At 72.2% G+C, this 20,564-nt stretch carries 19 protein-coding genes and 1 pseudogene; 11 read left to right on the top strand and 9 right to left on the bottom strand.

Annotation, left to right across the window (positions count from 1 at the left end):
- The first annotated feature begins 83 nt into the window (after window positions 1-83).
- Window positions 84-485, top strand: coding sequence for a glycosyltransferase family protein (locus C0R66_RS05155; protein ID WP_240311649.1), 402 nt, complete (start codon window positions 84-86; stop codon window positions 483-485).
- A 2-nt stretch (window positions 486-487) separates the two neighbouring features.
- The gene (locus C0R66_RS05150) at window positions 488-1,087 is read left to right on the top strand and encodes a glycosyltransferase (RefSeq protein ID WP_101523794.1); all 600 of its coding nucleotides are present in this window, start codon (window positions 488-490) and stop codon (window positions 1,085-1,087) included.
- A 22-nt stretch (window positions 1,088-1,109) separates the two neighbouring features.
- Here the strand turns inward: C0R66_RS05150 and ligD are convergent, their stop codons facing one another.
- Both ligD and C0R66_RS05140 read right to left on the bottom strand, forming a co-directional pair.
- Window positions 1,110-2,012, bottom strand: coding sequence for a non-homologous end-joining DNA ligase (gene ligD / locus C0R66_RS05145; protein ID WP_101523793.1), 903 nt, complete (start codon window positions 2,010-2,012; stop codon window positions 1,110-1,112).
- Complete coding sequence (locus C0R66_RS05140) at window positions 2,009-2,971, bottom strand: ATP-dependent DNA ligase (protein WP_101526056.1); 963 nt, start codon at window positions 2,969-2,971, stop codon at window positions 2,009-2,011. Before C0R66_RS05140 ends, ligD begins: the two co-directional genes overlap by 4 nt.
- An 83-nt stretch (window positions 2,972-3,054) precedes the next feature.
- On the opposite strand from C0R66_RS05140, the gene ku reads away from it, so the two are divergent.
- The 8 genes from ku (at window position 3,055) to C0R66_RS05100 (ending at window position 9,787) form a co-directional block, all read left to right on the top strand.
- Complete coding sequence (gene ku, locus C0R66_RS05135) at window positions 3,055-4,029, top strand: non-homologous end joining protein Ku (protein ID WP_101523792.1); 975 nt, start codon at window positions 3,055-3,057, stop codon at window positions 4,027-4,029.
- 193 nt (window positions 4,030-4,222) lie between these two features.
- Complete coding sequence (idi, locus tag C0R66_RS05130; protein WP_241901583.1) at window positions 4,223-4,789, top strand: isopentenyl-diphosphate Delta-isomerase; 567 nt, start codon at window positions 4,223-4,225, stop codon at window positions 4,787-4,789.
- Window positions 4,786-5,766 (top strand): polyprenyl synthetase family protein, encoded by a 981-nt coding sequence (locus tag C0R66_RS05125; protein ID WP_101523791.1) that lies wholly within the window; start codon window positions 4,786-4,788, stop codon window positions 5,764-5,766. Before idi ends, C0R66_RS05125 begins: the two co-directional genes overlap by 4 nt.
- Entirely contained in the window at window positions 5,763-6,662 is a 900-nt protein-coding gene (locus C0R66_RS05120; RefSeq protein ID WP_101523790.1) for a phytoene/squalene synthase family protein, read from the top strand. Before C0R66_RS05125 ends, C0R66_RS05120 begins: the two co-directional genes overlap by 4 nt.
- Window positions 6,659-8,248, top strand: a complete 1,590-nt coding sequence (gene crtI / locus C0R66_RS05115; protein WP_101523789.1) for a phytoene desaturase family protein — start codon at window positions 6,659-6,661, stop codon at window positions 8,246-8,248. Before C0R66_RS05120 ends, crtI begins: the two co-directional genes overlap by 4 nt.
- Complete coding sequence (locus C0R66_RS05110) at window positions 8,245-8,571, top strand: lycopene cyclase domain-containing protein (protein WP_101523788.1); 327 nt, start codon at window positions 8,245-8,247, stop codon at window positions 8,569-8,571. Before crtI ends, C0R66_RS05110 begins: the two co-directional genes overlap by 4 nt.
- A complete protein-coding gene (locus C0R66_RS05105) occupies window positions 8,568-8,894 on the top strand; it encodes a lycopene cyclase domain-containing protein (protein WP_101526054.1) in 327 nt (108 codons plus the stop codon). The genes C0R66_RS05110 and C0R66_RS05105 overlap by 4 nt, the downstream gene beginning before the upstream one ends.
- A complete protein-coding gene (locus C0R66_RS05100) occupies window positions 8,891-9,787 on the top strand; it encodes a prenyltransferase (RefSeq protein ID WP_199286826.1) in 897 nt (298 codons plus the stop codon). Before C0R66_RS05105 ends, C0R66_RS05100 begins: the two co-directional genes overlap by 4 nt.
- On the opposite strand, the gene C0R66_RS05095 is transcribed toward C0R66_RS05100, so the two are convergent.
- The 4 genes and pseudogenes from C0R66_RS05095 to C0R66_RS19880 form a co-directional block, all read right to left on the bottom strand.
- Window positions 9,762-10,547 carry a glycosyltransferase family 2 protein gene (locus C0R66_RS05095; RefSeq protein WP_101523787.1) on the bottom strand — a complete coding sequence of 262 codons (786 nt, stop codon included), beginning with the start codon at window positions 10,545-10,547 and terminating at the stop codon, window positions 9,762-9,764. The genes C0R66_RS05100 and C0R66_RS05095 overlap by 26 nt on opposite strands.
- A complete protein-coding gene (locus C0R66_RS05090) occupies window positions 10,544-11,098 on the bottom strand; it encodes a DUF2238 domain-containing protein (RefSeq protein ID WP_101526052.1) in 555 nt (184 codons plus the stop codon). Before C0R66_RS05090 ends, C0R66_RS05095 begins: the two co-directional genes overlap by 4 nt.
- 69 nt (window positions 11,099-11,167) lie before the next feature.
- Entirely contained in the window at window positions 11,168-14,518 is a 3,351-nt protein-coding gene (locus tag C0R66_RS05085; RefSeq protein WP_338418210.1) for an NAD-glutamate dehydrogenase, read from the bottom strand.
- Between the two features lie 143 nt (window positions 14,519-14,661).
- Window positions 14,662-16,083 (bottom strand): annotated as a pseudogene (locus C0R66_RS19880) (NAD-glutamate dehydrogenase); the annotation flags it as partial.
- Window positions 16,084-16,133: 50 nt separating this feature from the next.
- Here C0R66_RS19880 and C0R66_RS05080 point away from each other — a divergent pair.
- Window positions 16,134-16,622, top strand: coding sequence for a DUF2505 domain-containing protein (locus C0R66_RS05080; protein ID WP_101523786.1), 489 nt, complete (start codon window positions 16,134-16,136; stop codon window positions 16,620-16,622).
- 261 nt (window positions 16,623-16,883) lie between these two features.
- On the opposite strand, the gene pruA is transcribed toward C0R66_RS05080, so the two are convergent.
- The 3 genes from pruA to C0R66_RS05065 form a co-directional block, all read right to left on the bottom strand.
- The gene (gene pruA / locus C0R66_RS05075; RefSeq protein WP_101523785.1) at window positions 16,884-18,512 is read right to left on the bottom strand and encodes an L-glutamate gamma-semialdehyde dehydrogenase; all 1,629 of its coding nucleotides are present in this window, start codon (window positions 18,510-18,512) and stop codon (window positions 16,884-16,886) included.
- Between the two features lie 65 nt (window positions 18,513-18,577).
- The gene (locus C0R66_RS05070) at window positions 18,578-19,081 is read right to left on the bottom strand and encodes a DUF6912 family protein (RefSeq protein ID WP_101523784.1); all 504 of its coding nucleotides are present in this window, start codon (window positions 19,079-19,081) and stop codon (window positions 18,578-18,580) included.
- Window positions 19,078-20,532, bottom strand: a complete 1,455-nt coding sequence (locus C0R66_RS05065; RefSeq protein ID WP_101523783.1) for a WS/DGAT/MGAT family O-acyltransferase — start codon at window positions 20,530-20,532, stop codon at window positions 19,078-19,080. The genes C0R66_RS05070 and C0R66_RS05065 overlap by 4 nt, the downstream gene beginning before the upstream one ends.
- Window positions 20,533-20,564 lie beyond the last annotated feature (32 nt).

The following is a 20,564-nucleotide window of genomic DNA, read 5'->3' as shown; positions in this document are numbered from 1 at the left end:
TGCTCGGCGGGCTCCGGTATCGGTGCGGGAGACATGTGAAGATCCTGATGGTCTGCTCATCTGGCGGGCATCTGGCACAGCTGATGTGCCTCGAGCCCTGGTGGACCGAGCACGAGCGTCAGTGGGTGACCTTCGACACCGAGGACGCGCTGACCAAGCTGTCCAGCGAGGACGTGGTGCACGCCTACCACCCCACGACCCGCAACCTGCGCAACCTGGTGCGCAACGCCAGGCTGGCGTGGCGGGTGCTGCGCGACTACCGCCCCGACATGGTGATCAGCACGGGAGCCGGTGTGGCGGTGCCGTTCTTCTGGATGCGCAGGCTCGTCGGCGCCCAGACCGTCTATCTCGAGGTCTTCGACCGCATCGACTCCCCCACCCTCACGGCTCGACTCTGCCGCCCGGTCACCGACCTGTTCCTGGTGCAGTGGCCCGAGCAGCAGCGCCTCTACAAGGGCTCGGTCCTGCTCGGTCAGGTGTGGTGAGCATGCGCTTCTCCCGCTCCTCCAACGTCGACACCCGCCTTGTCCCCTGGGTCCCCCGCGCCCTGGGCGGCCCCTGCGTGGCCGTGCTGCTGGGCACCGACCACCACCCCTTCGACCGGCTGGTGCGCTGGTCCGAGGCGCTGGCCGCCGAGAGCGCCGAGCCCTGGTTCGTCCAGCACGGCTCCACCCGGCTGCCCCGCACGCTGTCCGGCCGGCGGATGCTCGGCGGACGGGAGGTCGCCTCCCTGATGGAGACCGTCGACGTGGTCATCACCCACGGCGGTCCCGGCCTGATCATGGAGGCCCGCAGCGCACGGCACACGCCCATCGTGGTCCCCCGCGACCCGTCCCACGGCGAGCACGTCGACGGGCACCAGATGACCTTCGCGCGGCACCTCGAGGCGGAGGGCAAGATCCACCTGGTCGACTCCCTCGACACCCTGCGCGAGGCCGTCGAGCTGGTCAGGCTGATGGGCCGGACCAACCAGGACGTCTCGGACGCGCGGACCCGCACCACCACCCGGTTCGGCGCCCTCGTCGACGAGCTGCACCGCCAGGGCCCGCGGCCGCCGCGCCCCCCGCGTCTGCCCCGCCAGCGCTGAGCGGCGAGGCGCCGCGACCTGCTCAGTCGTCGGCCCCGAAGAGGTCGCCCAGGTCGGCGACCCGGGCCAGCACCTCCTCGTGACTGAACTGGTCCAGCGCCAGGGCGTCCTGGGCACCCGCCTCCACCTCGGCCCAGGTCAGCGGTGTGGCGACGGTGGGTCGCTGTCGGCCCCGCAGGGAGTAGGGCGAGACGGTGGTCTTGGAGCCGGAGTTCTGCGACCAGTCGAGGAAGACCTTGCCGCCGCGTCGCGACTTGGTCATGGTCGCGGTGACGAGGTCACCCTGCTCCTTCTGCAGCTCCTCGGCCACCTCCCGCGCCAGCGCCGACGTGCCGTCGCTGTCCAGCCGGCCGGGCAGGGCGGCGTACAGGTGGAGGCCCTTGCTGCCGCTGGTCACCGGACGGCACTCGAGGCCGCGGGCGGCGAGCCGCTCCCGCACCATCAGTGCCACCTGGGCGCACTCGTGCAGCCCGGCCGGCTCGCCGGGGTCCAGGTCGATCACCAGCCGGTCGGGGTTGCGGGGCCGTCCGCGGGAGTCGACCGTCCACTGGTGCACGTGCAGCTCCAGGGCGGCCAGGTTGACCAGCCAGGTGAGGGTGGCGAGGTCGTCCACGATCGGGAAGACCAGTCGGTCGGAGTCGCCGGTCCCGGACCGGGAACCCGTGGTGGGCACCGTGGCGGTCCGGACCCAGCTCGGGGTCCCGCCCGGGGCGTTCTTCTCGAAGAAGCTCGCGCCGCCCACCCCGTGCGGCCACCGGATCCTCGTCACGCACCGGTCCGCCAGGTGCGGCAGCAGCACCGGGGCGACCTGGGCGTAGTAGTTGAGCACCTCACCCTTGGTGGTCCCGGTGCCCGGATAGAGCACCTTGTCCAGGTTGGTGATCCGCAGGGTTCGCCCCTCGACCTCGACGTGGACCTCGCTCATCGGTGCTCCTCCTGCCCCCGGTCTGCCTGCCCCTGGTCTCCCTCAGCGTCGGCGAGCAGGTCGGCGACGCTGAGGTCGCTGCGCACCCCCTGGTACGACGGCTGGCGCAGCCGGTCGTGGTGGGAGAAGCCCAGCGACTCCACGTCCACCACCACCTCGGGCCTGACCCACCTGGTGCCGACCGAGTCCACCCGCGGCACCTCGTCGACGAACGGCGAGGAGTCGAGCGCCAAGGGCCCGAGCAGGGTGGCGAGCAGCGGGCCGGCACTCCCGGCGATGCCGCTGCCGACCCGGCCGCGGTAGACCAGCCCGGCCGGCGTGGGCTCGCCGACGAGCAGCGCACCCAGGCGATCGGCCGAGCCCGTCTCCGGGCGCCAGCCACCCACCACCCACGAGGTCCGGTCCCGGTGCGGGAGCTTGCGCCAGTCGGGGCTCCGCACCCCCGGGTGATAGCGGGAGGCGAGCCGCTTACTGACCACGCCCTCGAGCCGCTGCTCCCGGGTCGCGGTCATCAGCATCGGGCCGTCGTCGTACACCGGCGGCACCTGGCACCGGTCGTCGCCCAGTCCCAGGCCCTCCAGCAGCTCGCGGCGCCGGGACAGGGGCTCGCCGGTGAGGTCTCGCGACCCCACGCGCAGCACGTCGAAGACCAGGAACGTCACCGGACGGCTGTCCGCGAGCGCGGCGGCCCGACGGGCGTTGCGCTGGTGCATCCTCGTCGCCAGGGCGCCGAAGCTGGGCCGTCCCTCGTCGAACGCCACGACCTCGCCGTCCAGCAGCACACCAGGACCGGTCATCCCGGCGAGCTCGGGGAACGAGACCGTCACGTCGTTCTCGTTGCGGCTCCACAGCCGGGCGCCGGTCTCGGAGACCTCCGCCAGCACCCGCATGCCGTCCCACTTCACCTCGTGGATCCAGCCCTCGCCGGTGGGCACACGGTCGGTCTTGGTGGCAAGCATCGGACGCACGGCGTCCATCCTCGCGGATGGGAGCTCTCTCGGGCGATACTGGACGCCGGTATCGGCCAACGGAGGAGAACAAGGTGCGTGCGATCTGGAAGGGCTCGGTCTCGTTCGGTCTGGTGAACGTGCCGGTCAAGCTGTACTCGGCGACGGAGTCCCACGACGTCTCCTTCCGTCAGGTGCACGCCAAGGACGGGGGCCGCATCAAGTACCAGCGGGTCTGCTCCATCGACGGCGAGGAGGTGCCGTACGCCGACATCGCCAAGGGGTACGAGACCGAGGACGGCGAGATGGTGATCCTCTCCGACGACGACCTGGCCGAGCTGCCCTCCACCTCCTCGCGGGAGATCGCGGTGGAGAAGTTCGTGCCCAGCGACCAGATCGACCCCATGCTGTTCGAGAAGAGCTACTACCTCGAGCCGGAGAAGTCCGGGGCCAAGCCCTATGCGCTGCTGCGCCAGGCCCTGGTGGACGCCGACCGGATGGCCGTGGTCACCGTCGCACTGCGCCAGCGCACCTCCGTGGCGGTGCTCCGCGTGCGAGACGACGTGATCGTGCTGCAGACCATGATGTGGCCCGACGAGATCCGCACCCCCGACTTCTCCATCGACGCCGGAGAGGTGAAGGCCAACGAGGTCAAGATGGCCCAGATGCTGGTGGAGACGCTCGCCGGGGACTTCGACCCCGAGGACTTCGAGGACGACTACGCCGCCGCGGTGGAGACCCTGGTGACGACCAAGATCGAGGGCGGCGAGGTCAAGCGCACCGCCACCGCCACCAAGAGCTCCGGTGAGGTGGTCGACCTGCTGGCCGCGCTCCAGAAGTCCGTGAACGCCGCCAAGAAGGCCCGTGGCGAGGACGTGCCGACCGCCGACGAACCAGCCGACGAGCCCGCCGACGAGGCCCCTGCCAAGGGGGCGGCGGAGGGGGCCGCGAAGGGGGCCGCGGCGAAGAAGGCCACGGCCAAGAAGGCCCCCGCCAAGAAGGCGGCCGCGAGGAAGACCACAGCCAAGAAGACGGCCGCCAAGAAGGTAGCGGCGAAGAAGGCGAGCTGAGGCCGTCCGCTCCGCACTGTCGCGCTCGCCGCCCGGGCCACACTTGGCTATGGTCCTGAAGTGAGGCACCTCACCAATTATGGACAAGAACTGACCAATCCGATTGGCGCCGGGGTCCGAACAACGTGCACCGGGGCAGTTTCTTGGTCTGCGCCGGACCACCGCGTGGCAGCACGCACGAGACGTTGGGAGCGTGGCAGTCGTGAGTCTGGCCCCCGACCTCGTCGTCCTCCTGGACGACGACGGCGCACCGTGCGGGACCGCGCCGCGGACAGAGGTGCACACCACCCGGACGCCGCTGCACCTGGCCTTCTCCTGCCACGTGCGCGACGCGGACGGACGGGTGCTGCTGACTCGGCGGGCCGTCGGCAAGCGAACCTGGCCCGGGGTGTGGACGAACTCCTTCTGCGGCCACCCGCGTCCCGGCGAGGAGCCGGAGGCAGCGGTGCACCGCTACGCGGCTCACGAGCTGGGCCTGGTCCTGCGCGACCTGGAGCTGGTGCTCCCGGACTTCCGCTACCGGGCGGTCGACGCCTCCGGCACCGTGGAGAACGAGATCTGCCCGGTCTGGGTCGCCGAGACCGAGCAGGCGCCCGCCCCCAACCCCGACGAGGCGGAGGAGTTCCGCTGGGTCACCCGTGAGGAGCTGCGGGCCGCGGTGGCCGCAGCACCCTGGGCGCTGAGCCCGTGGCTGGTCGAGCAGCACCCCCGGCTCGAGGCGCGCGACTGGTCGCCGACCCTCGCCGGAGGCCGGCGATGAGCACTCCGCTGGACTCCGATGATGCGGCACTGGAGACGGCCCTGTCCCGGGCCGGGACCGGGGGCAAGCAGTTCCGACCCCGCCTGGTCCACTCCATCCACGACCTGCTGGGCGGGCGGGCCGGCGAGGCCGTGACGCAGGTGGCCGAGGCCGTCGAGCTGCTGCACACCGCCTTCCTGGTGCACGACGACGTCATCGACGGGGACGACGTACGACGGGGGCGGCCAAGCGCCTCCGGCGCCTTCCGGTCCGCGGCGACCCGGGCGGGCGCCTCCCCCTCGGGCGCCGACTCCTACGCCCTGACCGGTGCCGTGCTGACCGGCGACCTCGCGCTCGCCGACGCGCTCCGTGCCGTCGCCACCGCCCCGGTCCCACCCTCGACCGTGCGCCGGCTGCTGGACCTCTTCGACCACGCGCTGCGGGTCTCGGCCGCCGGCGAGCTCGCGGACGTGCGTCTCTCCCTCGGCCTGGAGGAGCCCACGATGGAGGAGGTCCTGACGATGGCCGAGCACAAGACGGCCGTCTACTCCTTCCAGCTGCCGCTGCAGTGCGGTGCGGTGCTGGCCGACGCGTCACCGGAGGTGGTCGCCGGTCTGGGCGAGATCGGCCGCCGGGTCGGGGTCGCGTTCCAGCTCATCGACGACCTGGTCGGCATGTTCGGCACTCCCGAGCAGACCGGCAAGGCCGCGGTGAGCGATCTCCGCGAGGGCAAGCGCACTCCCCTGATCGTGCACGCGCGCACCACCCCGGCCTGGACCACGGTGCGACGCCACCTGGGCGACCCCCGGCTCACCGAGCAGGACGCGGAGCGGGTCCGGGCCGCGCTGCGCGCCGGTGGCTCGCACGCGTTCGTCAGCGACCTGGCAGCCGAGCACCTCGCGGCGGCGGCGCGCCACACGGTGGCCCTGGGTCTGCCGGCCGGGCTGGTCGAGCGGGTGGGCGACGTGTCCGGCATGCTGCGCGAGGGCGCGGCATGAGCGCGGCCGACCCGCAGGGCGGGCCCGAGTCCCGACCGGCACCGCACCCCTTCGAGCTCTACGACGCGGTCGCCGAGGCCGCCTCCGCGCTGGTGATCCGGCGCTACTCCAGCTCCTTCGGCATGGCCAGCCGGCTGCTCGCCGAGCCCGTCCGCACCCGGGTGCGCAACATCTACGCCCTGGTGCGGGTGGCCGACGAGGTCGTCGACGCGCCGCGGCCGGACGGCTCACGTGCACACCAGGCCGCGGCGCTGGACGACCTGGAACGCGAGCTGCGCGCGGCCCTGGTGCGCGGCATGAGCCCCAACCTGGTGGTGCACGCCTTCGCCCGCACGGCGCGGGTCGCCGGCATCGGCCCCGAGCTGATCGACCCGTTCTTCTCCTCGATGCGCACCGACCTGTTCCGCAGCGAGCACGACGCGGAGAGCTTCGAGCGCTACGTCTACGGCTCGGCCGAGGTGGTGGGCCTGATGTGCCTGCGGGCCTTCCTGGTCGACGAGCCCGACCCCGCCACGGCGTACGACGCCCTCGCCCCCGGCGCCCGGCGCCTGGGTGCGGCCTTCCAGAAGGTGAACTTCCTGCGGGACCTGGCCGCCGACGAGCAGGACCTGGGACGTCACTACTTCCCCGGGCTCGACCCCGAGCACCTCGACGACCGGACGCGCGACGCGCTCCTGGACGACATCGACCTCGACCTGGCCGCCGCGGCCGCGGTGATCCCCGACCTGCCGCCGAGCAGCCGTCGGGCGGTGCGGGTGGCCCACGACCTCTTCGCCGAGCTGTCCGCCCGGCTGCGCGCCACCCCGGCCGTCGAGATCCGCCGGCGCCGGGTGCGGGTGCCCGGTCCGCACAAGGCGCGCCTGGTCGTCGGCAGCCTGCTGCGGAGCGCCCGATGAGCGCGGGCCGCGTGGTGGTCATCGGCGGCGGCATCAGCGGCCTCGCCACCGCTGCCCTGCTCGCGACCGACGGCTGGAGCGTCGACCTGCTCGAGCAGCACGACGAGCTGGGGGGCCGCGCCGGGCTCTGGGAGACCGACGGCTACCGGTTCGACACCGGACCCTCGTGGTACCTGATGCCCGAGGTCTTCGAGCACTTCTTCGCGATGCTCGGCACCTCGGCCGCCGCCGAGCTGGACCTGGTGCGCCTGGACCCCGGCTACCGCGTCTTCTTCGAGGGCGATGCCGAGCCGGTCGACATCGCCGGCACCCGGGCGGAGAACGAGCGGCTCTTCGAGTCCCTGGAACCCGGTGCCGGGTCGGCGCTGTCGAGCTACCTCGACTCCGCGCGGCATGTCTACGACCTCGCGGTCGATCGTTTCCTCTACACCAGCTTCGACTCCGGCTCCTCCCTGCTCAACGCCGACGTGCTGCGCAACGGGCCACGGCTCGGCGCCCTGCTGACCCGGTCCCTGGAGTCCCACGTGGCGGCCCGCTTCGACGACGTGCGCCTGCGCCAGGTGCTCGGCTACCCCGCGGTCTTCCTGGGCACCTCCCCGGACCGGGCGCCCAGCATGTACCACCTGATGAGCTGGATGGACCTGGCCGACGGGGTGCTCTACCCGCGCGGCGGCTTCACCACCCTCATCGACGCGATCACCCGCCTGGCGGCCCAGGCCGGGGCCCACCTGCACACCGGGTGCACGGTGCAGGAGATCCGCACCACCGCACCCTCCCCTGGCCGCGGCCGCCGCGCCGCCGTTCGCGGGGTCACCTACGTCGACGGCGACGGGGCCCGCCACGAGCTCGACGCCGACATCGTGGTCGGCGCCGCCGACCTGCACCACGTCGAGACCGCACTCCTGCCCAGGCACCTGCAGACCTATCCCGAGTCCTGGTGGGCCAAGCGGGACGCCGGCCCGGGCGGAGTGCTGGCGATGCTGGGCGTCGACGGTGCCCTGCCCCAGCTGGCTCACCACTCGCTGTTCTTCACCCGCGACTGGCACCAGAACTTCGACGACATCTTCGGCCACCCCTCCCGGGTGCCGGATCCCGCCTCGCTCTACGTGTGCCGCCCCTCGGCCACCGACGACCGGGTGGCCCCGGCCGGCAAGGAGAACCTCTTCGTGCTGGTGCCCGTCCCCGCGGACCCGGGCATCGGACGGGGCGGGACCGACGGCCGGGGCGATCCGAACGTGGAGAAGATCGTGGACGCGGCCATCGCCCAGGTCGCCGGCTGGGCCGGAGTGCCCGACCTCGCCGAGCGCGTGGAGGTACGCCGCACCTTCGGCCCCGGCGACTTCGCCGGCGAGCTGAACTCCTACCGTGGCAGCATGCTCGGACCAGGTCACGTGCTGAGGCAGAGCGCCTTCCTGCGCGCCGACAACGTCTCGAAGAAGGTGGACGGGTTGCACTACGCCGGCTACGGCACCCGCCCGGGCATCGGGCTGCCGATGTGCCTGATCAGCGCGGAGCTCGCCCTGAAGCGGCTGCGGGGCGACCGCACCAGCGGACCGTCCCCGGTGCCCCCGGCGGTGGATGCGTGAGCCTGCTCTACCTGGGCTTCGTCGTGCTGTCCACGCTGTGCATGGGTCTGGTCGACCGGCGGTGGTCGCTCTTCCTGTTCGCCCGCCCCCGCCTGGCGGCCGTCGTGGTGGGCCTCGGGGTGGCGTTCTTCATCGCCTGGGACCTGGTCGCGATCGAGCTCGGCATGTACGTGCGCGGCGACTCCCCCGCGATGACCGGGCTGGAGGTGCTGCCCGAGCTTCCGGTGGAGGAGATCTTCTTCATCATCTTCCTGTGCTATATCACGATGGTGCTGCACTCCCTGCTCCTGCGAGCGCCGTGGCGGGCGGAGGTGCGCCGGTGACCTACGCCGGACTCGCCGGGCTCTTCCTGCTCAGCGCCGCGGCGCTGCTGGTGGTCGCTGCGGTGCTGCGGCGCCCCGACCGGTCCTGGTGGGCCGCCACGGGGGCGACCGCGGCCGCGATGATGGGCCTGACCGCCGTCTTCGACAACGTGATGATCGCCGCGGACCTGTTCCGCTTCGAGGACAGCCAGCTCTCGGGAGTCATGATCGGCCTGGCTCCGATCGAGGACTTCGCCTGGCCGCTGGCCGCCGTGGCCGCTCTGCCCGCGCTGCGGCTCCTGCTCCAGGGGCCGGCACGCCGTACCGAGCCGGGGACCAGGTGAGCACCGTGGCCGCCGAGGCCGGGAGCGGCGCCCGACTGCTGGGTCAGGTCGTCGGGTCCTCGCGACCGCTGAGCTGGGTCAACACCGCCTACCCCTTCGCGGCGGCCTACCTGCTGGCCGGCGGCGGGGTCGACCTGGTGCTGGTGCTGGGCACCATCTGGTTCCTGGTCCCGTACAACCTGCTGATGTACGGCGTGAACGACGTCTTCGACTACGAGTCCGACATCCGCAACCCGCGCAAGGGCGGCGTGGAGGGCATGGTCCTGGACCGCCGGGTGCACAGCCTGACGATCTGGTCCGCGGTGCTCCTCAACGTGCCGTTCGTGGCCGCGCTGGTGGCGCTGGGGGACCTGCGCTCCACGCTGGTGCTGGCCGTCAGCGTCTTCGCGGTGGTCGCCTACTCAGCGCCCCTCCTGCGGTTCAAGGAGCGGCCCTTCCTGGACTCGCTCACCTCCAGCACGCACTTCGTCAGCCCCGCCGTGCTGGGCCTGGCGCTGGCCGACGCACCGGTCACCGGCACGGCGGCAGCGGCACTGGGCGGCTTCTTCGCGTGGGGTGTCGCCTCGCACGCGTTCGGGGCTGTGCAGGACATCGAGGCCGACCGGGCCGGCGGGATCGGCTCGGTGGGCACCGTGCTGGGGGCACGGCGCACCACGTGGTTCGCCCTGGGCGCCTACCTCCTGGCGGGCCTGCTGCTGCTGACCCTGCCGTGGCCCGCCACGCTGGCCGCGGCCCTGGTGCTGCCCTACCTGGCCAACGTGGCGCCGTACCTGCGGCTGCGTGACACCGAGTGCGAGCGGGCGCACGACGGCTGGCGCCGCTTCCTGTGGTTGAACTACCTCACCGGGTTCCTCGTCACCCAGCTGCTCATCCTGCTGACCCTCTCCGGCTGAGCGCCCGCTCCAGTCTCTCGGTCCAGCGCAGCCAGGGGGGTTGCACCGCCCAGTTCACCCTCAGGGTGCGCAGCGCCCGCACCAGCCGGCGGCGCAGCTGTGCCCCACCGCGCAGCGAGCGGGCCGAGACTCCCACCCCGAGGGTGGGGTCCAGGACGATCCGGCGTGTCGGCCCCAGCACGAAGGCCAGGTCCAGGTCGTCGTGCAGCTCGGGGTCCTCGCGGTGCACCTGGGCACTCACCGCCTGCCAGGTGGTGCGCCGCACCGCCATGCTGGAGCCCCACACCGCGGTGTGCCCCAGGGCCAGGTGGCACAGCGCGTAGTAGGCCCCGAGGTAGATCCAGGCCACCGGCCCGCGCAGCGGCCAGGGCAGGTCGTAGAACCAGCCGGTGCCCGTGACCGCGTCCCGGCTCTCCTCCGACATCGCCCGGGCGACCCGCGCCACCCAGTGCCGCGGCGGGCGGGAGTCGGCGTCCAGCCGGGCGATGACCTCCCCGCTCGCGGCGTCGTACCCGACGGCGGCGGCCATCGGGATGCCGCGACGAGGCTCGTGGACCACCACCGCACCGAAGTCCCTGGCCACCTGCGCGCTGTCGTCGCTCGAGCCGTTGTCGACGACCACGACCTCCAGCGGCGCCAGGCTCTGGCGGCTGAGCAGCTCCAGGCAGTGGCGCAGCGCCACCGCGTCGTCCAGCACCGGGATCACCACCGAGACGGTGACCGCTGCCTGCGGCCCGCGGGCCGACCGGTGCCCGGTCACCGGCGGCGCGCCGGGAGCCGGGAGGCGAGCAGCAGGGCAGCGACGACCGAGCCGGCCAGGCCGGCGACCAGGTCGCCCATGGTGTCGTCGTACCCGACCTGGATGTGCTCGTCTAGGAAGGCGTGACCCAGCCACTCGCCGAACTCCCACAGCACCGCCAGGGTCATCCCCAGGCACACGGTGACCAGCCAGACACCGCCCCGGGGCTGGTCGGTGGAGAACAGTCGCAGCCGGCGCGCCGCGACGTACCCGATGGCAGCCACCAGTCCGGTGGCGCAGGCGTGGACCACCACGTCCAGCCAACCCACGCGCCGGTACCAGTCGAGCTGGGCCGCCCAGGCGCCGAAGAGCAGCATCGCGCAGTAGGCCACGTCCAGCACGGCCGGCGCACCCAGCGCCCGGGGCACCATGACGCCTCCCAGCACCAGCATGAAGAGGGCGAACCCGATGAAGCCGTCGGTGAAGGTGCTGACCACGACGCTGAGCAGGGCCGCCGCCCGCAGCAGGTCGCCGGGCACCAGGGGCCATCGGCGCCGCTCCCCCGCGGTCATCTGGTTCACGAGCGTCAGCGTAGACGCCTGCGTCGCCGCCCCTGCCCCGCGGCGGATCCGCACCCGCGGTCAGCCGATGGTGAGCAGTCCGCGCACCACCCGCAGTCCCACCGACATCCGCGCCAGGTCCGCCTCGTCGTCGAGGCAGATCTCCTCCAGGGTCTCCGCCGAACGGGCCACCAGCTGCGGGTGGGCGTCCTCCCAGGCGGCGACCCGGGCTGCGGCCGACTCCTCGTCCGGCGTCCCGGAGAGCACCTGCGCGGTCAGCTGGGCGTGCACCGAGTAGAGGTCGTCCCGCAGCGCGGCCCGCGCCATCGCCTGCCACCGGTCGGCCCGGGGCAGGCTGAGGATGCGCTGCACCAGCGCCGGCAGTCCCAGCCGCTCGCCGAGGGTGAAGTGCAGGCGGGCCACGTCCGCGGTCGCCTCGCCCGCACGATCGGCGGTCTCGATGATCGAGAGCAACGAGTACGCCGCGGGCAGCACCGCCACCCGGGTGGCGAGGCCCTCGGGCACACCCTGCTGGATCAGGGAGTCACGCCTGCCCTCGAAGGCGAGCTGCTCGCGACCACCGATGAGGTTCGGCAGCTCGAGCATCGCCTTCTGCACCGGCACGCTGAGCGCGTCGACGATGGCGTCGCTGTCCAGGGGCGCGCGCCGGTTGGCCACCAGCCAGCGTGAGGCCCGCTCGACCAGGGTGCGCATCTCCAGCCGCATCCGGGTCTGTACCGCGGCCGGCAGCCGGTTGTCGGCCTGCCGGATCTCGTCGCGCAGGGCCAGGGAGCCGAAGAGCTCCCGGGCCACGAAGTTGGCACGCGTCAGCTCGGCCGCCCCGGCCCCGGTCTCCCGGGCCAGGCGCGGCCAGTAGGTGATGCCCGCGCCGTTGACCAGGTCGTTGACCACCTGGGTGGTGATGATCTCGCGCCGCAGCGGATGGGCGAGCATCTGCGCCCGGTAGTCCTGGCGCATGTTGGAGGGGAAGTAGGTGATCAGGTCCAGGCGCAGGTAAGGGTCGTCCGGCAGCTCGGTGGCCAGCAGCTCATCGGCCAGCACGATCTTGGTCCAGGCCAGGAGCACGCACAGCTCCGGCGTCGTCAACCCCTCGCCGCGCTCGATCCGGCGGCGTACCTCCTTGCCCGAGGGCAGGCCCTCGAGCTCCCGGTTCAGCACTCCGCGCCGCTCCAGGGTCTTCATCCAGTCCTCGTGCACGTGCAGGAGCGCCGGCGCCTGGGCCTCCGCGTTGGCCAGGGCGAGGTTCTGCTCGTAGTTGTCGCGCAGCACCAGGCCGGCGACCTCGTCGGTCATGGCCGCGAGCAGGGTGTTGCGGCCCTCGGTGTCCATCCCGCCGTCCTTGACCACCTGGTCCAGCAGGATCTTGATGTTGACCTCGTGGTCGGAGGTGTCGACCCCGGCCGAGTTGTCGATGAAGTCGGCGTTGATCCGGCCGCCGTCCCCGTCCGCACCGACCGAGGCGTACTCGATCCGCCCCAGCTGGGTGAAGCCGAGGTTGCCGCCCTCCCCCACGCACCGCGCCCGCAGCTGGGCACCGTCGACCCGGATCGGGTCGTTCGCCTTGTCGCCGGCGTCCGCGTGCGTCTCGGTGCTCGCCTTGACGTAGGTGCCGATGCCGCCGTTCCACAGCAGGTCCACCGGGGCCAGCAGGATCGCCTGCATCAGCTCGGCGGGCGTCATCGACTCCACCGCATCGTCGATGCCGAGGGCCCGCCGGACCTTCTCGTCCAGCGGGATGGACTTGAGGCGACGGCTGAACACCCCTCCCCCCGGCGAGATCAGGGAGGTGTCGTAGCTGGCCCAGCTGGAGCGCGGCAGCTCGAAGAGACGCTTGCGCTCGGCGTACGACACGGCGGCGTCCGGGTCTGGATCCAGGAAGATGTCGCGGTGGTCGAAGGCCGCCACCAGTCGGATGTGCTCGGAGCAGAGCATGCCGTTGCCGAACACGTCTCCGGACATGTCGCCGATGCCGACGCAGGTGAAGTCCTCGCGCTGGCAGTCGATGCCCCGCTCGCGGAAGTGCCGCTGCACCGAGACCCACGCACCGCGGGCGGTGATGCCCATGGCCTTGTGGTCGTATCCCACGGAGCCGCCGGAGGCGAAGGCGTCCCCCAGCCAGAACCCGTACTCCCCTGCCAGCGCGTTGGCGATGTCGGAGAAGGTCGCGGTGCCCTTGTCCGCGGCCACCACCAGGTAGGCGTCGTCGCCGTCGTGCCGTACGACGTCCGGCGGCGGCACGCAGGCTCCGTCCACGAGGTTGTCGGTGATGTCGAGCAGGCCCGAGATGAAGGTCCGGTAGCAGGCGACCCCCTCGGCCAGCCAGGCCTCCCGGTCACCGGGATCGGGCAGCCTCTTGGCGTAGAAGCCGCCCTTGGCACCCACCGGCACGATCACCGTGTTCTTGACCATCTGCGCCTTGACCAGGCCCAGCACCTCGGTGCGGAAGTCGTCTCGCCGGTCCGACCACCGCAGGCCGCCACGGGCGACCGCGCCGAAGCGCAGGTGCACGCCCTCCACGCGCGGGGAGTAGACGAAGATCTCGAACTGCGGTCGCGGCTCGGGCAGCTCCGGGATCGAGGACGGGTCCAGCTTGAAGGAGATGTAGGACCGCGGCCCGCCGTCGCCGGCCGGCCGGAAGTAGTTGGTGCGCAGCGTCGCCCCGAGCAGGGTCAGGTAGGAGCGCAGGATGCGGTCGTGGTCCAGGCTGACGACCTCGTCCAGGGCGGCCCGGATCTGGCCCTGCAGCTCCTCCACCCGCGCGACCCGGGCCTCGTCGTCGCCCGGGGCGCCGTCCTCCCCGGGGTCGAAGCGCGCCTCGAACAGACGCACCAGGAGCCGGGTGATGTCGACGTTGACCCGCAGCGCGGACTCGATCGAGCCCATGGAGAACAGGGAACGGCCCTGCCGCATGTACTTGGCGTAGGCGCGCAGCACGGTGGCCTGGCGCCAGGTCAGGCCCGCGCTCAGGACCAGGGCGTTGAAGCCGTCGATCTCGTTCAGCCCGTCCCAGACGGCGCGGATGGTGTCTGAGAACAGCGTGCGCGCGCGCTCCGGCAGCGGCCCCTGGTGGCGCAGACCGAACTCGTAGATGTGCGTCCTGCGGGACAGGCCCTCGAGCTCGTAGGGGCGTTCGTCGACGACCTCGACGCCCATCGAGGAGAGGATCGGCAGCACCTCCGACAGCGACAGCGGCGCCCCGGCCCGGAACACCTTGAGCCGGGCCTGGTCACGCTCGCCGGACGGCGCCGGGGCGAGCTGCAGGTCCACGCCCTCCTCGCCCTCGATGGCCTCCAGCCGGGCCAGGTCCGCGGCGCCGGTCTGGGGGCTGAAGTCCTCCTTGTAGGCCTCGGGGAAGGAGTGTGCGTAGGCCTGTGCCAGTTGGGACCCGCGGTCCTCACCGTGCTCGGCCACCAGGGCAGCGAGCAGGTCCTCGCGCCAGGAGCGCGAGGCCTCGGAGAGCAGGTGCTCGATCCTCGCGGTGTCGAACTCTCCGATGCTCTCCCCCGCGCCGGGTGGACCACGAAGTGGACCCGGGCGGTGTTGGACTCGTCCACCCGGGCCGTGAACTCCACCGTCTCCCCACCCAGCTGGTCCCGCAGGATCTCGGCGAAGCGCTCCCGCACCACGGTGCTGTAGCGGTCCCGGGGCAGGTAGACCAGGGCGGAGACGTAGCGCGCGTAGGTGTCGCGACGCACGAAGGCGCGCAGCTGCCGGCGTTGACCGACGTACATCACGCTCTGCGCGATGGGCGTCAGCTCGGACGCGGGGGTGTGGAAGAACTCGTCCCGCGGATAGTTCTCCAGCGTGTCCATCAGCGCCTTGCCGGCGTGGCTGCGGTCGTCGAACCCGACCGCGGCGAGCACCGCCGCCGCCTTCTCCCGCAGCAGCGGGATCCGGGTGATGGACTCGGTGTAGGCGCGACTGGCCAGCAGCCCCAGGAAGCGGCGCTCGCCGGCCACGTTGCCGTGCTCGTCGAAGGTCTTCACCCCGACGTAGTCCAGGTAGGCCGAGCGGTGCACGGTGGCTCGGGAGTTGGCCTTGGTCAGGACCAGCAGGGTGCGCTCGGTCGCCTTCTCCCGCACCACCGGCCCCAGCCGGCCCGAGGAGCCGGACATGTCCGGGTCCGCGCGCAGGATGCCCAGCCCGGTGCCGGGCACCGCCCGCAGCGCGAGGTCGTCCCCGGAGGACTCGAGCGCGTACTCGCGGTAGCCGAGGAAGGTGAAGTGGTCGTCGGCAAGCCATTCCAGAAGCTCGCCGCCCTGGCGGACCTCCGCTGCGGGCAGGTCCGGGGGTGCGGTGCGCAGCTGCGCCACGATCGCGGAGACCTGGGCGCGCATCTTCTCCCAGTCCTCGACCGCCTCGCGCACGTCGCGAAGCACCCCTTCGAGGGCCTCGGCCAGCCGCGCCGGCTCCTCGGGATCGGTGACCCGGTCGATCTCCACGTGCATCCAGGACTCCGCCGGAGCCTGCTCGAAGTGCTCGTGGGCGGCGGTCTCGTCCAGCGGCGCGAGCGTCACCATCTCCCCGCCGAGGTCCCGGCCCACGGAGAACCGCGGGTGGATGACCCCGCGCACCTCGCGACCTTGCCGGGCCAGCTCCATGGTGACCGAGTCGACCAGGAAGGGCATGTCGTCGGTGACGATCTCGACCACCGAGTGACCGCTCGCGGACCAGCCGTCGCCCTCGGCTCCGGGAGTGAGGACCCGGACCACCGCCCGGCCCTGGGGCCGGACCCGCGCGGCCCGGTAGTGGCTGAGGAAGGCGCCGAAGAGGTCAACGGGCGTGCGCTCGAGCAGGTCCTCCGGCGGCGCGTGCCGGTAGTAGGCAGGGAGCAGGACCTCCACGTCGCCTGCGGAGAGGACGCCGTCGACGTCCTCGCTGCCGCGGCAGGCCACGGCCTGCCTCAGGAGGTCGAGCTTCTCTTCATCAGCGGGTGTGGCCACGGACTCGACCCTAGGACGCGAGGTGTGACACATACAACACGGGCGGCTACCGGCGCGTCACAGCGAGCGGTCATGATGTCTCCATGACCAAGCGAATCCACCACGTCCTCACCTACGACGCCCCTCTGGGGGCGGTCGCCGCGATGTTGCGGGACCCCGAGTTCCGCGACCAGGTGTGCCAGCGCCAGCACGTGGTCAGCCACGAGGCGCAGGTGGAGGAGACCACCGACGGCACCCGGGTGACGGTGCAGCGGGTGCAGGCGGTGGAGGGCATCCCCGCGTTCGCGGCCAAGTTCGTCGGCGAGCGGATCGACATCGTGCAGACCGAGACGTGGCAGGACGCCAGGGCCGACTACACCGTCGAGATCCCCGGCAAGCCGGGTCAGATCACCGGTGTCGCCGAGCTGGCGGAGTCAGCGGGAGTGACCACCGAGACCGTCACCCTCGACGTCAAGGTGTCCATCCCGCTGGTCGGCGGCAAGATCGAGGGGCTGGTCCACGACCTCCTCGTCAAGGCCCTGCGCACCGAGAACGCGGTCGGCACCGACTACCTCGCCTCCCGCCCGGTCTGAGTCGCCTCCCGCCCGGTCTGGGTAGGAGGCCTCCCGGTCCTCCCGGCGCCGCAGCCACACGAGCACCCCGAGCACCAGGAACGGACCGAAGGCCAGCACGAGCGTGAGGGCCTGCTCGTAGCCGTGCAGCGCGCCCATGTGCATCGGCGGGATCTGCGGCGGCAGGTACGGCGTCATGACCTCATTGTCCCCCGTGCTGGTTCCCGGTGGTGGTTCCCCCCGTGGTGCCGGCCCGGCACCCGCCCGGCCCGGGATCGCACCTCAGCCCATGTGCGGGTAGCGGTGGTCCTTGGGCGGCAGGAACGTCTCCTTGATCGACCTCGGGCTCGTCCAGCGCAGCAGGTTGACCGCCGCCCCCGCCTTGTCGTTGGTCCCCGAGGCGCGCCCCCCGCCGAAGGGCTGCTGTCCGACCACGGCCCCGGTCGGCTTGTCGTTGACGTAGAAGTTGCCGGCCGCGAAACGCAGCGCGTCCTGGGCCCACGCGATCGCGGCGCGGTCCTGCGCGATGACCGCCCCGGTGAGGGCGTACGGCGCGAACGACTCCAGCTGGGTCACGACCTGCTCGAACTGCGCGTCCTCGTAGACGTGCACCGCGAGGATCGGGCCGAAGTACTCCTCGGAGAACATCTGGTCGGTCGGGTCGGTCGACTCCACCACGGTCGGCCTGACGAACCATCCCACGGAGCCGTCGGTCTGGCCCCCCGCCAGCAGGGTCAGGTGGTCGGTGCCGGCGACCCGGGCGAGGGCCTTCTGGTGCTTGGCGAACGCACGCTCGTCGATGACCGCGCCCATGAAGTTGGAGAAGTCGCTGACATCACCCATCGGCAGCGCCTCCACGTCGGCGAGCAGCTGGTCGCGGATCGCGTCCCACACCGACCGGGCGACGTAGGCCCGCGACGCGGCCGAGCACTTCTGGCCCTGGTACTCGAAGGCCCCCCGGATCATCGCCACCCGGACCACGTCCGGGTCGGCCGAGGGGTGGGCGACGATGAAGTCCTTGCCCCCGGTCTCCCCCACGATCCGCGGGTAGGACCGGTAGCCGGAGATGTTCTCCCCCACCGTGCGCCACAGGTGCTGGAAGGTGGGCGTGGAGCCGGTGAAGTGGATGCCCGCCAGGTCGGGATGCGCCAGGGCCACCTTCGAGACCTCCAGACCGTCCCCGGGCAGCATGTTGATCACCCCCGGCGGCATGCCGGCCTCCTCCAGCAGCTCCATGGTCAGGCTCGCGGCCAGCTGCTGGGTCGGTGAGGGCTTCCAGATGACGGTGTTGCCCATCAGCGCCGGAGCCGTGGGCAGGTTCCCGGCGATGGCGGTGAAGTTGAACGGGGTGATCGCGTAGACGAACCCCTCCAGCGGCCGGTGGTCGGTCCGGTTCCACACCCCGGGCGAGTTGGCGATCGGCTGGTCGGTGAGGATCTGCTTGGCGTAGTGGACGTTGAACCGCCAGAAGTCGATCAGCTCGCAGGCGGCGTCGATCTCGGCCTGGTACGCCGTCTTGGACTGCCCCAGCATGGTGGCGGCGTTGAGCCGCTGCCGCCACGGTCCGGCCAGCAGGTCCGCGGCCTTGAGCAGGATCGCGGACCGCTCGTCCAGCCCCAGGTCCCGCCACGGGGCCGCGGCGCGGGCGGCTGCCGCGACGGCGTCCTGGGCGTCCTGGGCGGTGGAGCCGTGGAACCTCGCCAGCACGTGCTGGTGGTCGTGCGGCTGCACCACTGTCAGCTCCGCGCCGCGACCAGGACGACGTTCCCCGTCCACGTGCGCGGGCAGCAGCGGCTGGAGGCCCTTCAGCCGGGCCAGCTCCTGCTCCAGGGAGGCTCGCTCCGGCGAGCCGGGGGCATAGGTCAGGTTCGTCTCGTTGGTGGGAGCCGGGGGAAACGCGATGCCGTCCATGTCCCGATCGTGTCAGAGCCGGGCAACCGGCGTGAGCGACGGGGTCAGCCTCGCCGGGCGAGCGCTCAGCGCAGGCGCATGACCTCGTCGACCTCGGTGGCCGCGAACCAGGCCAGCTCGTGGTCCAGGCACCGCTCGGCGGCCTCCTCGAAGGCGTCCGAGTCGCCGCGGTCGAGCGCCTCCACGGCCGCGGCGACGTCCTCGCCGGCCTCCTCGGTGTCCACCAGCCAGGCGACCACGTCGCCGGGAATCGAGACCTCGGCACGGACCTGGGCGACGTCGTCGACCTGCTCCACCTCCGTGGCCTCCACCACCAGCACCAGGCGGCGGCGCGGACCGTCGTCGGTGACGAAGTGGTGCAGCGACTCCTGGGCCGCCTGGGTCATGGCGACGTGCTCCAGCTCCTCGTCGTCGCAGTCGGGCAGCTCAGCGCGCAGCGCGGGAGTGACGGCGTACCCGGTGCGCTCGGCGTACGACGGCTCGTCCCCCATGGCCTCGACCATGCGGTGCACCTCGACGCGCTCGACGACGCCCTGCCAGTCACCCGGGAGGTAGATCCGGGTGCTCATCGCGGCTTCCGCCGGTCCGGGCTCTGCTTCTTGCGCCCGCGCGGCGCCCGCGGGCGGGTGTCGCTGGCCGAGTCGCTCAGCTCCTCCAGCGCCTCGACCAGGCACTGGCCCAGCACGTCGGCATCGGGGATCAGGTCCCGGTCGACGGTGATGCCGTAGAAGACCTGGCCGTCGTAGGAGGTCACCCCGATCGCCACCGCGTGTCCGGGCAGCAGCGGGTGCACCGGATAGCTCTCGAGCATCCGGGCCCCGGCGGCGTAGAGCGGGAACTGGGGTCCCGGCACGTTGGTGACCGAGAGGTGGAAGCCGCGCCGCAGCTCCGCACCCGCCACCCGGGACCCGAGTGCGTGGAACGTGGTGGGCGCGAACCCGGCGATGCCCGCGAGCCGTTCCGCACCCACCGCCCGGCCCGTCTCCTTGTGGCCGTGGAAGCTGTGGCTGACCTGGAGCAGGCGCACCACCGCGCTGGGCTCACCGACCGGGAGGTTGACCTCGTGGCCGGTCACCTGGGTGCCCAGGGAGGTGGGCTCCAGCTCGTCGTCGATGACCGACATGGGGACGATCGCGCGCAGCCGGCGGATCCCGTACAGCGCCTCGTCCCGGGTCATCAGCCAGCCGCGGAGGCCGCCGGTGACGGTGGCCAGCACCACGTCGTTGACCGTGGTGCCGTGGACCCGGCGGATCCGGCGGTAGTCGGCCAGGTCGGTGGCCACCGTGACCAGTCGTCGCTGCTGGGACAGCGGACCGTTGACCGGGGACTCCGGCGTCGGACGGCGGTTGGACAGCGCGCTGGCCACCTGGCCCACGCGGTTGACCGCGGAGTCTGCGGTGCGCAGGAAGGACCCCAGGTTGCTGCGGGTCGTGCTCAGCACCGTGGCGGGCGAGTCGAGACTGTCGGCGATGGCCCCCAGCACCAGCGACGCCGAGGTCGGGGTGCGCTCGGGGCGCCACTCGTCCCGGCCCAGCGGCTCCTGGTCGGGGCTGACGTCCAGCATCACCTGGCCCAGGTCGACGGTCTGGATGCCGTCGACGAGGATCTGGTGCGACTTGGCCAGCACCGCCACCCTGCCCTCGGCCAGGCCCTCGATGACGTAGACCTCCCACAGCGGGCGGTGCCGGTCCAGCGGCCGGGACACGATCCGCGCCGCGAGCTCCAGCAGCTGGTCCATGGTGCCCGGACGGGGCAGCGCGGAGCGCCGCACGTGGTAGCTGAGGTCGAACTCCTGGTCGTCGACCCAGACCGGGTTAGCCAGTCGGCCCGGGACCGCCTGGAGCCGTTGGCGGTAGCGGGGCACGTAGGCGATCCGCTCCGCGATGAGGTCGACCACGCTCGCGTAGTCGAAGCCGCGCTTGCCGGGCTCGAAGACCTCGAGGGTGGCGTTGTGCATCGGGGTGGAGGGCGAATCCGTGGCCAGGAAGGCCAGGTCCCGCGGCCGGAGCCGCTCGCTCATGTGTCCCCTTCCGTCGAGGTGGTTGGCTGCGC

The organism is Nocardioides houyundeii (assembly GCF_002865585.1).
Classification (GTDB): Bacteria; Actinomycetota; Actinomycetes; order Propionibacteriales; family Nocardioidaceae; genus Nocardioides; species Nocardioides houyundeii.
Note: the sequence above shows the minus strand (reverse complement) of the source record. Positions and strands in the feature narration are given on the sequence as shown.

Bases quoted from the DNA above. Each gene is read 5' to 3' on its own strand.
- C0R66_RS05155 (WP_240311649.1), top strand. From the start codon at position 84: ATGTGCCTCGAGCCCTGGTGGACCGAGCACGAGCGTCAGTGGGTGACC.
- ligD (WP_101523793.1), bottom strand. From the start codon at position 2,012: ATGAGCGAGGTCCACGTCGAGGTCGAGGGGCGAACCCTGCGGATCACC.
- C0R66_RS05125 (WP_101523791.1), top strand. From the start codon at position 4,786: ATGAGCACTCCGCTGGACTCCGATGATGCGGCACTGGAGACGGCCCTG.
- C0R66_RS05140 (WP_101526056.1), bottom strand. From the start codon at position 2,971: ATGCTTGCCACCAAGACCGACCGTGTGCCCACCGGCGAGGGCTGGATC.
- pruA (WP_101523785.1), bottom strand. From the start codon at position 18,512: ATGGACGGCATCGCGTTTCCCCCGGCTCCCACCAACGAGACGAACCTG.
- C0R66_RS05150 (WP_101523794.1), top strand. From the start codon at position 488: ATGCGCTTCTCCCGCTCCTCCAACGTCGACACCCGCCTTGTCCCCTGG.
- C0R66_RS05090 (WP_101526052.1), bottom strand. From the start codon at position 11,098: ATGACCGCGGGGGAGCGGCGCCGATGGCCCCTGGTGCCCGGCGACCTG.
- C0R66_RS05080 (WP_101523786.1), top strand. From the start codon at position 16,134: ATGACCAAGCGAATCCACCACGTCCTCACCTACGACGCCCCTCTGGGG.
- C0R66_RS05120 (WP_101523790.1), top strand. From the start codon at position 5,763: ATGAGCGCGGCCGACCCGCAGGGCGGGCCCGAGTCCCGACCGGCACCG.
- C0R66_RS05070 (WP_101523784.1), bottom strand. From the start codon at position 19,081: ATGAGCACCCGGATCTACCTCCCGGGTGACTGGCAGGGCGTCGTCGAG.
- crtI (WP_101523789.1), top strand. From the start codon at position 6,659: ATGAGCGCGGGCCGCGTGGTGGTCATCGGCGGCGGCATCAGCGGCCTC.
- C0R66_RS05065 (WP_101523783.1), bottom strand. From the start codon at position 20,532: ATGAGCGAGCGGCTCCGGCCGCGGGACCTGGCCTTCCTGGCCACGGAT.